This is a genomic window from Streptomyces sp. NPDC048111 (assembly GCF_043202815.1).
GTDB lineage: Bacteria > Actinomycetota > Actinomycetes > Streptomycetales > Streptomycetaceae > Streptomyces.
Window position 1 is genome coordinate 122,547 of the sequence record NZ_JBIDBD010000010.1, and the last position, 14,133, is coordinate 136,679.

11 protein-coding genes are annotated in these 14,133 nt (G+C 70.6%); 10 read left to right on the forward strand and 1 reads right to left on the reverse strand.

Annotation, left to right across the window (positions count from 1 at the left end):
- Positions 1-267 precede the first annotated feature (267 nt).
- Positions 268-1,275, reverse strand: coding sequence for a rod shape-determining protein (locus ACGF3I_RS18795; RefSeq protein ID WP_393133365.1), 1,008 nt, complete (start codon positions 1,273-1,275; stop codon positions 268-270).
- Positions 1,276-1,376: 101 nt separating this feature from the next.
- Here ACGF3I_RS18795 and ACGF3I_RS18800 point away from each other — a divergent pair, with 101 nt between their 5' ends.
- From ACGF3I_RS18800 to ACGF3I_RS18845, 10 genes are all read left to right on the forward strand, one after another.
- Positions 1,377-2,882 (forward strand): glutamate ligase domain-containing protein, encoded by a 1,506-nt coding sequence (locus ACGF3I_RS18800; protein WP_393133367.1) that lies wholly within the window; start codon positions 1,377-1,379, stop codon positions 2,880-2,882.
- Between the two features lie 4 nt (positions 2,883-2,886).
- The gene (locus ACGF3I_RS18805; protein ID WP_393133369.1) at positions 2,887-3,237 is read left to right on the forward strand and encodes a DUF4233 domain-containing protein; all 351 of its coding nucleotides are present in this window, start codon (positions 2,887-2,889) and stop codon (positions 3,235-3,237) included.
- Positions 3,238-3,324: 87 nt separating this feature from the next.
- Entirely contained in the window at positions 3,325-3,738 is a 414-nt protein-coding gene (gene ndk / locus ACGF3I_RS18810) for a nucleoside-diphosphate kinase (RefSeq protein WP_393133371.1), read from the forward strand.
- Between the two features lie 267 nt (positions 3,739-4,005).
- Positions 4,006-5,025: a rod shape-determining protein gene (locus ACGF3I_RS18815; protein WP_053727412.1), complete on the forward strand. Its 1,020-nt coding sequence runs from the start codon at positions 4,006-4,008 to the stop codon at positions 5,023-5,025.
- A 124-nt stretch (positions 5,026-5,149) separates the two neighbouring features.
- The gene (gene mreC / locus ACGF3I_RS18820) at positions 5,150-6,277 is read left to right on the forward strand and encodes a rod shape-determining protein MreC (RefSeq protein WP_393133373.1); all 1,128 of its coding nucleotides are present in this window, start codon (positions 5,150-5,152) and stop codon (positions 6,275-6,277) included.
- 12 nt (positions 6,278-6,289) lie between these two features.
- Complete coding sequence (mreD, locus tag ACGF3I_RS18825; RefSeq protein ID WP_393133374.1) at positions 6,290-6,964, forward strand: rod shape-determining protein MreD; 675 nt, start codon at positions 6,290-6,292, stop codon at positions 6,962-6,964.
- A 19-nt stretch (positions 6,965-6,983) separates the two neighbouring features.
- A complete protein-coding gene (mrdA, locus tag ACGF3I_RS18830) occupies positions 6,984-9,239 on the forward strand; it encodes a penicillin-binding protein 2 (protein WP_393133376.1) in 2,256 nt (751 codons plus the stop codon).
- A 4-nt stretch (positions 9,240-9,243) separates the two neighbouring features.
- Positions 9,244-10,437, forward strand: a complete 1,194-nt coding sequence (gene rodA, locus ACGF3I_RS18835) for a rod shape-determining protein RodA (protein ID WP_393133378.1) — start codon at positions 9,244-9,246, stop codon at positions 10,435-10,437.
- A gap of 72 nt (positions 10,438-10,509) precedes the next feature.
- A complete protein-coding gene (locus ACGF3I_RS18840; protein WP_393133380.1) occupies positions 10,510-12,105 on the forward strand; it encodes a CHAD domain-containing protein in 1,596 nt (531 codons plus the stop codon).
- Positions 12,106-12,177: 72 nt separating this feature from the next.
- A complete protein-coding gene (locus tag ACGF3I_RS18845) occupies positions 12,178-14,103 on the forward strand; it encodes a TIGR03960 family B12-binding radical SAM protein (RefSeq protein WP_393133382.1) in 1,926 nt (641 codons plus the stop codon).
- Positions 14,104-14,133: the final 30 nt, after the last annotated feature.

Sequence of the window (14,133 nt, forward strand, 5' to 3'; positions counted from 1 at the left end):
GAACATGGCCCGCACCGGGGTGGCCCGCTTCCGCGTGTGCGTGGATGGGTGCGGGCCGTCGTGGGCTGGGCGCGCAGTTCCCCGCGCCCCTGTAGGTGGGCCGGCGCCCAATACCCTCAGCCTGCCCCGGCAAGGGCACGCTTCCGCAAGTGCGTGGATCGGTGCGGCTCGTCGTGGGCTGGGCGCGCAGTTCCCCGCGCCCCTGATAGGCGGGCCAGGGTTGGGCCGGCTGAGCCCTGGTAGGTGGGCCAGGGTCGGGCCGGGGGGCTAGGCGCTGGCCAGTAGCCTCTGCAGGTGGTCGAAGTCCTCCACGCACTTCCCCGAACCGAGCACCACACAGTCCAGCGGATCGTCCGCAACGAACACCGGGATCCCGGTGGCCGACGCCATGCGCAGGTCAAGACCCGGCAGCAGCGCCCCACCACCGGTCAGCACGATGCCGTGCTCCATCACATCGCCCGACAGCTCCGGCGGGCACTCCTCCAGGGTGACCTTCACCGCCGCGATGATCGACTCGACGGGCTCGTCGAGCGCGGCCCGCACTTCGCGGGCGGTCAGCGAGAGCGTCTTGGGCAGCCCGCGCACCTTCTCGCGGCCCCGCACCGTGAACGTCCGCTCCTCCAGCTCCTCCTGGCCCGGCACCGGCCAGGCCGAGCCGATGGCGCACTTGACGTCCTCGGCGGTGCGCTCGCCGATCAGCAGCGAGTGCTCCTTGCGCACGTAGTCGGTGATCGCCGTGTCGAGCCGGTCGCCGCCCACCCGCAGGGACTGCGAGGTGACGATCCCGCCGAGCGAGATCACGGCGACCTCCGAGGTGCCGCCGCCGATGTCGACCACCATCGAACCGCGCGGCTCGGCCACCGGAAGCCCGGCCCCGATCGCCGCCGCCATCGGCTCCTCGATGAGGTGCACGGCCTTCGCGCCGGAGCGCTGGGCGGCGTGCACGATCGCGCGCCGCTCCACCGGGGTCACCCCGCTCGGCACGCACACCACCATGCGGGTGCGCGGCCTGCGCCCCGGCACAGCCTTCTTCACGAAGTGGCGGATCATTTCCTCGGCCGCCTCGTAGTCGCTGATCACGCCGTCCCGCAGCGGACGGATCGCGGTGATCGAACCGGGAGTGCGGCCGATGGTCTCCTTGGCCTCCGTGCCGACGGCCAGCGCGGTCCGGCCGCCCTCCTTCATCGCCACCACCGACGGCTCGTTGAGCACGATTCCCTGCCCGCGGGCGTACAGCAGCGTATTGGCGGTCCCGAGGTCGATCCCTATGTCCATGATCGCCAAGTTTGCCGGGGGAGCCCGCGGGACCCGGGGGCCGAAGGTCCCGAAAGGGGCGGGTCCAAGGTCCTGTCGGTCCCCCTCCGTAGACTGGTCCCGTGACCGAGCAGCCCGACCCCCGTGAAGCCGATGACTTCGACGACATCGTCGAAGCCGAGACACATCGAGACCCCGATCTGGCGGTGATCGAGGCCGGCAGCCGCACCCTGCGCACCCACGGCGGAGCGCCCCAGGGCGACGCCGTCCCCGGCCGCCCCGCCGACCCCGAGGTGGACGCGGCGCTGCGCGCGGTCGAGACCGAGCTGGCGGGCCGCTGGGGCGAGACCAAACTGGAGCCGTCCGTCCGCCGCATCGCCGCCCTGATGGACGTCCTGGGCGAGCCGCAGCGCGCCTACCCGACGATCCACATCACCGGCACCAACGGCAAGACCTCCACCGCCCGCATGATCGAGGCCCTGCTCGGCGCCTTCGAGCTGCGCACCGGCCGCTACACCTCGCCGCACGTGCAGTCGATCACCGAGCGCATCAGCCTGGACGGCCTCCCGATCCCCGCCGAGCGCTTCATCGAGACGTACCAGGACATCAAGCCGTACGTCGAGATGGTGGACGCGCGCGAGGAGTTCCGGCTCTCCTTCTTCGAGGTCCTCACCGGTATGGCGTACGCGGCCTTCGCGGACGCGCCGGTGGACGTGGCGGTCGTCGAGGTCGGCATGGGCGGCACCTGGGACGCGACGAACGTGATCGAGGCGGGCGTCGCCGTCGTCACCCCCATCGACCTCGACCACACCGACCGGCTGGGCAACACGCCCGCCGAGATCGCCGTCGAGAAGTCCGGGATCATCAAGCAGGACGCGACCGTGATCCTGGCCCAGCAGCCGGTCGACGCGGCGCAGGTCATGCTGAAGAAGGCCGTCGAGACGGACGCGACGGTGGCCCGTGAGGGCATGGAGTTCGGCATCGTCGGCCGCGAGGTCGCCGTCGGCGGCCAGCTCCTGACGCTGCGCGGCCTCGGTGGTCAGTACGAGGAGGTCTTCCTCCCGCTGTACGGCGCCCACCAGGCGCACAACGCGGCCGTCGCCCTCGCCGCCGTCGAGGCGTTCTTCGGCGTCGGCTCCCAGCAGCCGGGCCCGCTCGACATCGACGTCGTCCGCAAGGCGTTCGCCTCCGTCGTCTCGCCCGGCCGCCTCGAAGTGGTGCGCCGCTCGCCGACCGTGGTCCTGGACGCGGCGCACAACCCGGCGGGCGCCCGCGCCACCGCGGACGGCCTGACCGAGGCGTTCGGCTTCTCGCGTCTGATCGGCGTGGTCGCCGCCAGCTCCGACAAGGACGTCAAGGGCCTGCTCGAAGCGTTCGAGCCGGTCTTCGCCGAGATCGTCGTCACCGCCAACGCCTCCGAGCGCTCCATGGACGTGGACGAGCTGGCGGCGCTGGCCGTCGAGGTGTTCGGCGACGAGCGCGTGGTGGTCGAGCCGAGGCTCGACGACGCGATCGAGGCGGCCATCACCCTGGCCGAGGAGGAGGACGAGTACGCGGGCGCGGGCGTCCTCGTCACCGGCTCCGTGTACACGGTCGGCGACGCCCGGCTGCTGCTGAAGAGGGGCTGAAGCGATGCGTACGCTCTGCGCGTCCACCCTGATCGGTGAATTCTTCGTGATCGCCTTCGCGGGCCTGGTCGCGATGAAGGACCCCGATCTCGCCACCACCACCGTGTGGACCGTGTGCGGCATCGGCATGCTGCTGTCGGTGCTGCTCTGCGGGATGCTCGGCCGGCGCGGCGGAGTCGAGCTCGGCTGGGCGCTCCAGATCGCCCTGATCGCGAGCGGTTTCGCGGTGCCGCTGATGTTCTTCATGGGCGCCCTGTTCGGGGCCCTGTGGTGGGCCTCGGTGCACTACGGCCGCAAGATCGACGAGGCGAAGGCGCGCTTCGCGGCCGCCGCGGAGGCCGAGGCGGGCGCCTAGGCGCCGGTGGCGGGACCGGGTGCCGGGCCCTCGGCTACACCCGGTAATCTCGGCGGACCGCACACGTTTGCCAAGGAGCCGTACACCATGACGCAGCGCACCCTCGTCCTCCTCAAGCCGGACGCCGTCCGCCGCTCGCTGGTCGGCGAGATCATCGGCCGCATCGAGCGCAAGGCCGGCTGGCAGATCACCGCCCTCGAACTGCGCTCGCTGGATCAGGACACCCTGGAGCAGCACTACGGCGAGCACAAGGGCAAGCCCTTCTACGAGCCGCTCGTGGACTTCATGTCCTCCGGTCCGGTCGTCGCCCTGGTCGTCGAGGGTGAGCGCGTGATCGAGGGTGTACGCCAGTTGGCGGGTCCCACCGACCCGATCGCGGCGGCGCCCGGTTCGATCCGTGGCGACTTCGGCACCATCGTCCGGGAGAACCTCATCCACGCCTCGGACTCCGAGGAGTCCGCGGAGCGGGAACTGAAGCTTTTCTTCCCGGGCCGCAGCTGACCCATTACTGACGCAATGTCAGCCATATAGCGCTCACGACCTGGGGCGACCGAAGGAATTTCGGTCGTCCCCGGGCATATGCGGAGCGACATCGGGAACGCATCGCCCCGACACGACGTCACCAATATTGAGGTGGACCACCGCGCCGTGTCCGTGCAGGCCGGACTACGATGGGCCCTCACGCTCAACGCACCCACCTCGCCGACCTGAGAAGCCGTCAACGCTCGATTAGGGAAGGCCGGACGCATCCTCATGGGGAGCAACAAAATGTCGTTCATCGGCCGTGACATGGCTGTCGACCTCGGGACCGCCAACACGCTGGTGTACGTCAGGGGCCGCGGAATCGTCCTGAACGAGCCGTCCGTCGTCGCCATCAACACCAACACCGGCGGCATCCTGGCGGTCGGCGCGGAAGCCAAGAAGATGATCGGCCGTACGCCGGGCAACATCGTCGCCGTACGGCCCCTGAAGGACGGCGTGATCGCCGACTTCGAAATCACCGAGCGGATGCTCCGCTACTTCATCCTGAAGATCCACAAGCGCCGGTATCTGGCCCGCCCGCGCGTCGTGGTCTGTGTGCCCTCGGGCATCACGGGAGTCGAGCGCCGCGCCGTCATCGAGGCCTCCACCCAGGCGGGCGCCCGCCAGGTGCACATCATCGAGGAGCCCATGGCCGCGGCCATCGGCTCGGGCCTGCCGGTCCACGAGGCCACCGGCAACATGGTGGTCGACATCGGCGGCGGCACCACCGAGGTCGCCGTGATCTCGCTCGGCGGAATCGTCACGGCGCAGTCCATCCGGGTGGCCGGCGACGAGCTCGACAACGCGATCATCCAGCACATCAAGAAGGAGTACTCGCTCCTGCTCGGTGAGCGGACCGCTGAGCAGATCAAGATCACGATCGGCTCCGCGTACGACCTCGACAAGGACGAGCACACCGAGATCCGCGGCCGCGACCTCGTCTCCGGCCTGCCGAAGACCGTCGTGATCTCCGCGGCCGAGGTGCGCAAGGCGATCGAGGAACCCGTCAACGCGATCGTCGACGCCGTCAAGACCACCCTCGACAAGTGCCCGCCGGAGCTCTCCGGCGACATCATGGACCGCGGCATCGTCCTGACCGGCGGCGGCGCCCTGCTGCGCGGCCTGGACGAGCGGCTGCGCCGCGAGACCGGCATGCCGATCCACATCGCCGAAGACCCGCTCGACTCGGTCGCCCTGGGCTCCGGCAAGTGCGTGGAGGAGTTCGAAGCCCTCCAGCAGGTCCTCGACGCACAGCCCCGCCGATAGCCCTTCGGGGCCTGCTGTCCGCCGTATGGGTCACTGCCAACCCGTACGGCGGATCGTTGGTATACAGATCGAAGAGATCTTGTAGATCACCCACATTCCTACGAGGAAGGCACGGCCGCCGCACGTGAGGGACACACGAGAGAGCCGGCTGCTCCTGGTGCTGCTGATCGCCGTAGCGTTCGCGCTGATCACGGTGGACATCAGAGGCGGGGCGAATTCACCGGTGGACGGCGCCCGGCAGGCCGCCGCCGCGGTCTTCGGACCGGTGGAGAACGGGGTCGCGGCCGCCGTCGACCCGGTCGGCAACGCGATCGGCGCGGTGCGCGACTCCGGCAAGCGCCACGACAGGATCTCCGCGCTCCAGGCCGAGAACGAGGCCCTCAAGCAGAGGCTCGGCAGCGACGCCCGCAACCGCAGCCGCCTGAACCAGCTCGACTCGATGCTGAAGACCGCGGGCGAGGGCCAGTACGGCATCAAGGCCGCGCAGGTCGTCGCCATAGGAGCGGCCCAGGGCTTCTCCTGGACGGTCACCATCGACGCCGGCTCCAACGACGGCATCAAGCGCGACATGACGGTGCTCAACGGAGAGGGCCTGGTCGGCCGGGTCACCACCGTCGGTCCCTCCACCGCGACCGTGCTGCTCGCCAACGACCCCGACTTCACCGTCGGCACCCGGATGGAGAAGAGCGACGAACTCGGCTTCGCCACCGGCCACGGCGACCGGCCGCTGTCGGTCCAGCTCCTCAACGGCAAGGCCAAGGTGAACCCCGGCGACCGCCTGGTGACCTTCGGTTCGCAGGCCGACAAGCCGTTCGTGCCCGGCGTGCCCGTCGGCGAGGTCGTCAAGGTCGACCCCTCGGGCGGCGACCTGACGCGCACCATCTACGTACGCCCCTACGTCGGGTTCACCAAGCTCGACATCGTCGGCGTCGTCGTCCAGGCCCCGCGCACCGACCCGCGCGACCAGGTGCTGCCCGCCAAGCCCAAGCCGACACCGACCCCCACGGTCACCGTCACGGCGACCCCGCCCCAGAACCCGAACGGCCAGGGCAACACCGACATCGCCAACCAGAACGCGAACGCCGACCCGAACGCCAACGGCAACCCCGACCCCAACGCCAGGCCCAACCAGCCGGGCAACGCCAACCCCCCGGCCGGGAACGCCAATCCGCCGAACGGGAACGCCAACGCGAATCCGCCCAACCCGAACGGTGATCCGAACGCCAACGCCAACGCCGACGGCGAGCAGTAGGAGCTGATCCAGATGCGTGTCAACAGGGTCATCCTCTCCGCCGCCCTGGTCGTCCTCGCCCTCGTCGTCCAGGTGAGCGTCCTCGCCCGTCTCCAACTGCCCGGCGCCGTACCGGACCTGGTCCTGCTGACCGTCGTGGGCCTCGCCCTGGTGTACGGCCACCTCGGCGGTGCCTTCGTCGGATTCGGCGCGGGCCTGCTCACCGACCTCGCCCCGCCGGCCGACCACGCCGCCGGCCGCTACGCCCTCGTCCTGTGCGTGATCGGCTACCTCGCGGGCCTGGCCAAGCCCGACCACGGGCGGCTGCGCACCGCGGCCGGCCCGATGCTGGTCGTGGTCGGCGCGGCGATCGGCTCCACGCTCCTGTACGCCACGGTCGGCGCTCTGGTGGGGGACACCGCGGCCCGCCATGTCGGCCTGCCCAGCCTGGTGTTCACGGCCACCCTCTACGACCTGCTGCTCGCGCCGTTCACCGTGCCGCTGATCATGGCCATCGCCCGGCGCGCCGAGAACGACCCGCTCGCCGAGACCGCCGGCCAGGGCGGGGCACCGGGCAACATCACCTCCGGCTGGCTCTCCGGTGGCACCGGACTGCGCATCGGCGGCCAGCGCGGCGGGCTGCGGGTCAAGGCGGCCCGCAACAGAGCGGCCCGGGCCGGCCGCATCAAGGGCGTCAAGCGACTGTGAACCTGGGGGTCGTCACAGCATGAGCAACATTCCCGAGACCGGCCGCACCCCCCGGGTGCAGATCCGCCTCATCATCATCCAGGTCCTCGTCTTCTCGCTCCTGCTCACGCTGGGCGGACGCCTGTGGTACCTGCAGATCCGCAACGGCCAGGAGTACGAGGACGAGGCCAAGAACAACCACGTCCAGCAGGTCGTCCAGCCCGCGGTGCGCGGCTCGATCCTGGACGCCCGCGGTGTGCCGCTCGCCGACAACGAGACCCGCCTGGTGGTGTCCGCCTCGCGCACCGACCTGTCGAAGATGCCCGACAAGGGCAAGGCCGTCCTGACCCGGCTCGCCGCCGTGCTCGGCATGAAGCCGCAGGACGTCATGGACAAGGTGCGGCTGTGCGACGCCAAGACGCCCAAGCCCTGCTGGAACGGCTCTCCGTACCAACCGATCCCGGTCACCGACAAGGCCACGACCCAGCAGGCCCTGCAGATCCGCGAGCGCTCCGAGGACTTCCCCGGCATCACCGCCGACCCCACCGCGGTGCGCCGCTATCCGGCGCCCGGCAAGGCCAACACCGCCCAGGTGCTCGGCTACCTCTCGCCCGTCACCGACGACGAGATCACCAAGGCCAAGGACACCGACTCGCCCTATCTGCGCTCCGACCAGGTCGGCCGCTCCGGCCTTGAGCGCACCTACGACAGGCAGCTGCGCGGCAAGGCCGGCATCACCCGCTACGAGGTCGACAACCTCGGCCGCGTGATCGGCCAGGCCCAGAGCGACAAGGCGCAGCCCGGGGCCAATGTCGTCACCTCGATAGACGCACGCGTGCAGGCCGTCGCCGAGTACGAGCTCAACAACGCGATGGTCGAGGCCCGCAAGCAGTACGACAAGATCACCAACGAGAACTACAAGGCGGACTCCGGCGCCGTCGTCGTCATGGAGGCCAAGACCGGCCGGATCGTCGCCATGGCCTCGGCGCCCACCTACGACCCGAACGTCTGGGTCGGCGGCATCTCCGGCAAGGACTACCAGCAGCTCACCGGCAAGGACAGCGACTACCCGCTGCTCAACCGGGCCATACAGGGTCAGGCCGCGCCCGGCTCGACGTTCAAGGTGGTCTCCACGGCCGCCGCCGTCGAGGCCGGCTACAAGTGGGACGGCGGATACCCCTGCACCAGCTCGTACTCCGTGGGCGGTCAGGTCTTCCGCAACTTCGAGGGCGAGAACTTCGGCCCCATCTCGCTCGGCCGCGCCCTCGAGGTCTCCTGCGACACCGTCTTCTACGGCCTCGCCGACAACGAGTGGAAGAAGGACGGCGGGATCAACCCGAAGAAGGGCCAGCCCAAGGACTACTTCTACAAGGCGGCCCACCAGTTCGGCCTCGGCAAGATCACCGGCGTGGACCTGCCCAACGAGGTCACCGGCCGCGTCCCGGACCGCCAGTGGAAGGAGAACTACTGGACGGCCAACAAGGACGGCTGGTGCAAGACCGGCAAGAAGGACGGCAGTTACGTCGAGAAGATCGCGTACGAGAACTGCCTCGAAGGCAACAAGATGCGCGAGGGCGACTCGATCAACTACTCCATCGGCCAGGGCGACACCCTCGTCACGCCGATCCAGGAGGCCATGATCTACGGTGCCATCGCCAACGGCGGCACCATGCACGCCCCGACCATCGGCAAGGCGATCATCAGCGCCGACGGCAAGTCGGTCCAGGAGATCAAGCCGAAGGTCAACGGGAAGCTCCCGGTCACCCAGGCCACCCTCGACGGCTTCAACAAGGCGCTCGCGGGCGTGGTCACCAGCGGCACCGCCGCCTGGAAGTTCCAGGGCTGGCCGCAGGACAAGGTCGAGCTGCACGCCAAGACCGGCACCGCCGAGGTCTACGGCAAGCAGACCACCTCCTGGCTCGCCACGTACTCCAAGGACTACACGGTCGTGATGACGATCGCCCAGGCCGGTACGGGTTCCGGCGCCTCCGGTGAGGCCGTGCGCAAGATCTACGAGGCGATGTACGGCATCGACGACGCCGGCAACCAGGACCTCAAGCGCGCCCTGCTCCCGCAGCCCGAGCAGTCCCTGCCCAAGATCCAGGCCGACGGCTCCATCGACGCGCCGGCCGTCGCCGACTACGACCCGAACGCGGGCAAGACCAAGGAAAAGCAGCTCGCCGACGGCCAGCAGCCCGCAGGCCAGCAGCCCGCAGGCCAGCAGCCCGCGGGTCAGCAGCAGCCGAACAACCCCCCGGCCACCGACGTCGACAACCGCAACCCCCGGAGGGACTAGCGTCATGGCAGGTTTCTCCGTCCAGCGCTACGCGCCCAAGGAACGCGGGGCGCTGGCCCGGCTGACCGCTCGGGACTCGGTGCTGCGCCGGCTCGACTGGCCGCTGCTGCTCTCGGCCCTCGCGCTCTGCTTCATCGGCTCGCTCCTGGTGTGGTCCGCGACCCGCAACCGCACCGCCATCAACCAGGGCGACCCGTACTACTTCCTGATCCGGCACGCCATGAACGCCGGCATCGGGGTCTGCCTGATGATCGGCACCATCTGGCTCGGCCACCGCACCCTGCGCGGCGCGGTGCCCATCCTGTACGGGCTCTCCATCCTGCTGCTGCTCGCGGTGCTCTCGCCGCTGGGCGCCACCGTCAACGGCGCGCACTCCTGGATCGTGCTCGGCGGCGGATTCTCCCTCCAGCCCTCCGAGTTCGCGAAGATCGCGATCATCCTGTGCATGGCGATGCTGCTCGCCGCCCGCGTCGACGCGGGCGACCAGCCGCACCCCGACCACCGCACCGTGATGAAGGCCCTCGGCCTCGCGACCATCCCGATCGGCTGCATCATGCTGATGCCCGACCTCGGCTCCACCATGGTCATCGTGGTGATCATCCTCGGCGTGCTGCTGTCCTCCGGGGCGTCCAACCGCTGGATCTTCGGGCTGATCGGCGCGGGCATCATCGGCGCGGTCCTCGTCGCCGCGCTCGGGATACTGGACAAGTACCAGATCAACCGCTTCGCCGCGTTCGCGAACCCCAACCTCGACCCGGCCGGCGTCGGCTACAACACCGGACAGGCCAGGATCGCGATCGGCTCCGGCGGCCTGACCGGCACCGGGCTCTTCAAGGGCTCCCAGACCACCGGCCAGTTCGTGCCCGAACAGCAGACGGACTTCGTCTTCACCGTGGCCGGGGAAGAGCTCGGCTTCGTCGGCGCGGGCCTGATCATCGTGCTGATCGGCGTCATCCTGTGGCGGGCCTGCCGCATCGCCCGTGAGACGACCGAGCTGTACGGCACGATCGTGGCGGCGGGCATCATCGCCTGGTTCGCCTTCCAGTCCTTCGAGAACATCGGCATGACGCTCGGCATCATGCCGGTCGCCGGCATCCCGCTGCCCTTCGTCTCCTACGGAGGGTCCTCGATGTTCGCGGTGTGGGTCGCCATAGGGCTGCTCCAGTCGATCCGGGTCCAGCGGCCCATAACGGCCTAGCGGCCCATGACGGCTCGGCGGCGCCGCCACGGCTCCCTCCCGCCGGGCGGCGTTCGCGTCTAGATTCGGGGTATGGCGGACACGAAGCGCGAGATCGAGCGGAAATTCGAGTTCACCGCCCGGGCGGGCGCGGCGCACCCCGGCGCCGACGCCCCGGGCCCCGGCGCCGACCGGGCCCGGCTGCCCGACCTGACGGCCGTGCCCGGCATCGCCGCCGTCGAGGACCGGGGCGCCGTCGACCTCGACGCGGTCTACTACGACACCCCCGACCTGCGCCTGGACGCGGACTCCCTCACCCTGCGCCGCAGGACCGGCGGCGCCGACGCGGGCTGGCACCTCAAGTTCCCCGTCGCCCCCGGCGTCCGTGACGAGGTCCGCGCCCCGCTCGCCGACACGGTCCCGCCCGCGCTGTCCGCACTGCTGCGCTCCCGCGTCCGCGACGCCCAACTCGTCCCCGTCGTACGCCTGTTGTCGTCCCGCGACGTCCAGCACCTGCTGGCCGAGGACGGCACCCTGCTCGCCGAGCTCAGCATCGACACCGTGCGCGCCGAGGGGCTGCGCGCCGGCTCCCGTGCCACCACCTGGACCGAGATCGAGGTCGAACTCGCCGACGGCGTCCAGGACGAGAGCCTCCTGGACGGCGTGGCGGACCAGCTGCGCACCGCGGGCGTCGAGCCCGCGACGAGCACCTCCAAGGTCGCCCGCGCCCTGCGCGAGACCGCCCCGCCCGGGCCGGACGGCGCCGCCCGGACGGCCGGGGCGGACGAGCCCGCCGAGGGCACCGCGGGCGCGCACGTCCTGGCGTATCTGCGCGCCCAGCGCGACGCACTCGTCGCCCTCGACCCCGCCGTACGGCGCGAGGTGCCCGACTCGGTGCACCGGATGCGGGTCGCCACCCGCCGGCTGCGCAGCGCGTTCAGGACGTACGCCAAGGTCGTCGACCGGGCCGTGACCGACCCCATCGGCGCCGAGCTCAAATGGCTCGCCGCCGAACTCGGCGTCGACCGCGACCAGGAGGTCCTCACCGAGCGCCTGCGCGACCGGCTCGACGCCCTGCCCGCCCCCCTGCTCCTCGGCCCGGTCCGCGCCCGGCTCCGTATCCGCACCGCGGTCCGCCGCACCGGCTCCCGGCGCCGGATCACCGCCGTCCTCGACAGCAGGCGCCACCTCGCCCTCCTCGACGCCCTCGACACCCTGCTCGCGGACCCGCCCCTGCGGCCGGCCGCCGAGCGTCCCGCCGCGGGCGTACTGGCCCGTGCCGTCCTCAAGGACCACAGGCGCCTGGCCCGCCGCGTCGCCGCCGCCCTCGACCTGGCCCCCGGCCACGACCGCGACCTCGCCCTGCACCGGGCCCGCAAGGCCGCCAAGCGCGCCCGGTACGCGGCCGAGGCCGCCGCCCCCGCGCTCGGCGGGCCCGCCCGGAAACTGGCCAAGCGGCTCAAGGCCGTCCAGAACGTCCTCGGCGACCACCAGGACGGCGTCGTCGCGCGCGAGGCCCTGCGCACCCTGGCCGCCCAGGCCGACGTCGCGGGGGAGTCCGCCTTCACCTGGGGGCTCCTGTACGGCCAGGAGCAGGCGAGCGCGGCCCGGCGCGAGAGCGAGCTGCCCGGGGTGTGGGCCCGCGCCCGCCGGCCCAAGCCGCTCCGGCGCCTCAGGGCGGCCCGGTGATCGTCGTGCGAAGGGGCGACCCGGCTCGCGTTACGCTAGAGAGTCGCCCCCTGCCAGCCCACGAAGGTCGAGATGTCTGCCGAGTCCGTCTTCCCACAGCTCGAAGCGCTGCTCCCGCATGTGCAGAAGCCGATCCAGTACGTCGGCGGTGAGCTCAACTCCACCGTCAAGGCCTGGGACGAGTGTGACGTCCGCTGGGCGCTCATGTACCCGGACGCGTACGAGGTCGGGCTGCCCAACCAGGGCGTCATGATCCTCTACGAGGTACTGAACGAGCGCGAGGGCGTCCTCGCCGAGCGCACCTACAGCGTGTGGCCGGACATGGAAGCCCTGATGCGCGAGCACCAGGTGCCGCAGTTCACGGTGGACTCGCACCGCCCGCTGCGCGCGTTCGACGTGTTCGGGCTCAGCTTCTCCACCGAGCTGGGCTACACCAACATGCTCACGGCCCTGGACCTCGCGGGCATCCCGCTGGAGTCGAAGGACCGCGGCCTGGACGACCCCATCGTCCTGGCCGGCGGGCACGCGGCCTTCAACCCGGAGCCGATCGCCGACTTCATCGACTGCGCCGTCATCGGCGACGGCGAGCAGGCCGTCCTCGACATGACGGAGATCATCCGCGGCTGGAAGGCCGAGGGGTGCCCCGGCGGTCGCGAGGAAGTGCTCTTCCGCCTCGCCCGGACCGGCTCGGTCTACGTCCCCGGCTTCTACGACGTCGAGTACCTGCCGGACGGCCGCATCGCGCGTGTCGTGCCGAACCGGTCGGGCGTGCCGTGGCGGGTCTCCAAGCACACCGTCATGGACCTGGACGAGTGGCCCTACCCCAAGCAGCCCCTGGTCCCGCTCGCCGAGACCGTCCACGAGCGCATGTCCGTGGAGATCTTCCGCGGCTGCACCCGCGGCTGCCGCTTCTGCCAGGCCGGCATGATCACGCGCCCCGTGCGGGAGCGAAGCATCACCGGCATCGGCGAGATGGTGGAGAAGGGCCTCAAGGCGACCGGCTTCGAGGAGGTCGGCCTGCTCTCGCTGTCCTCCGCCGACCACACCGAGATCGGCGACATCGCCAAGGGCCTCGCGGACCGCTACACCGACGACAAGATCGGCCTGTCGCTGCCCTCGACCCGGGTGGACGCCTTCAACGTCGACCTGGCCAACGAGCTGACCCGCAACGGCCGCCGCTCGGGCCTCACCTTCGCCCCCGAGGGCGGCTCCGAGCGCATGCGCAAGGTCATCAACAAGATGGTGTCCGAAGAGGACCTCATCCGGACGGTGGCGACGGCGTACGGCAACGGCTGGCGCCAGGTGAAGCTGTACTTCATGTGCGGCCTGCCCACCGAGACCGACGAGGACGTCCTCCAGATCGGCGACATGGCGGTCAACGTCATCGCCAAGGGGCGCGAGGTCTCCGGCCAGAACGACATCCGCTGCACCGTCTCCATCGGCGGATTCGTGCCCAAGCCGCACACCCCGTTCCAGTGGGCCCCGCAGCTCAGCGCCGAGGACACCGACGCCCGGCTGACCAAGCTCCGCGACAAGATCCGCGGCGACAAGAAGTACGGCCGCTCCATCGGCTTCCGCTACCACGACGGCAAGCCCGGCATCGTCGAGGGCCTGCTCTCGCGCGGCGACCGCCGGGTGGGCGCCGTCATCCGCGCCGTGTACGAGGACGGCGGCCGCTTCGACGGCTGGCGCGAGCACTTCAGCTACGACCGCTGGATGGCCTGCGCCGACAAGACGCTGCCCGCCTTCGGCGTGGACGTCGACTGGTACACCACCCGCGAGCGCACCTACGAGGAAGTCCTGCCCTGGGACCACCTCGACTCGGGCCTCGACAAGGACTGGCTGTGGGAGGACTGGCAGGACTCGCTCGACGAGACCGAGGTCGAGGACTGCCGCTGGACGCCGTGCTTCGACTGCGGTGTCTGCCCCCAGATGGACACCAGCATCCAGATCGGCCCCACCGGCAAGAAGCTGCTGCCGCTCACGGTCAAGAACTGACCCCGGCGCGGCTCTCCGGCCGTATAACCG

Bases quoted from the DNA above. Each gene is read 5' to 3' on its own strand.
- ACGF3I_RS18795 (WP_393133365.1), bottom strand. From the start codon at position 1,275: ATGGACATAGGGATCGACCTCGGGACCGCCAATACGCTGCTGTACGCC.
- ACGF3I_RS18805 (WP_393133369.1), top strand. From the start codon at position 2,887: ATGCGTACGCTCTGCGCGTCCACCCTGATCGGTGAATTCTTCGTGATC.
- ndk (WP_393133371.1), top strand. From the start codon at position 3,325: ATGACGCAGCGCACCCTCGTCCTCCTCAAGCCGGACGCCGTCCGCCGC.
- ACGF3I_RS18815 (WP_053727412.1), top strand. From the start codon at position 4,006: ATGTCGTTCATCGGCCGTGACATGGCTGTCGACCTCGGGACCGCCAAC.
- mreD (WP_393133374.1), top strand. From the start codon at position 6,290: ATGCGTGTCAACAGGGTCATCCTCTCCGCCGCCCTGGTCGTCCTCGCC.
- mrdA (WP_393133376.1), top strand. From the start codon at position 6,984: ATGAGCAACATTCCCGAGACCGGCCGCACCCCCCGGGTGCAGATCCGC.
- rodA (WP_393133378.1), top strand. From the start codon at position 9,244: ATGGCAGGTTTCTCCGTCCAGCGCTACGCGCCCAAGGAACGCGGGGCG.
- ACGF3I_RS18840 (WP_393133380.1), top strand. From the start codon at position 10,510: ATGGCGGACACGAAGCGCGAGATCGAGCGGAAATTCGAGTTCACCGCC.
- ACGF3I_RS18845 (WP_393133382.1), top strand. From the start codon at position 12,178: ATGTCTGCCGAGTCCGTCTTCCCACAGCTCGAAGCGCTGCTCCCGCAT.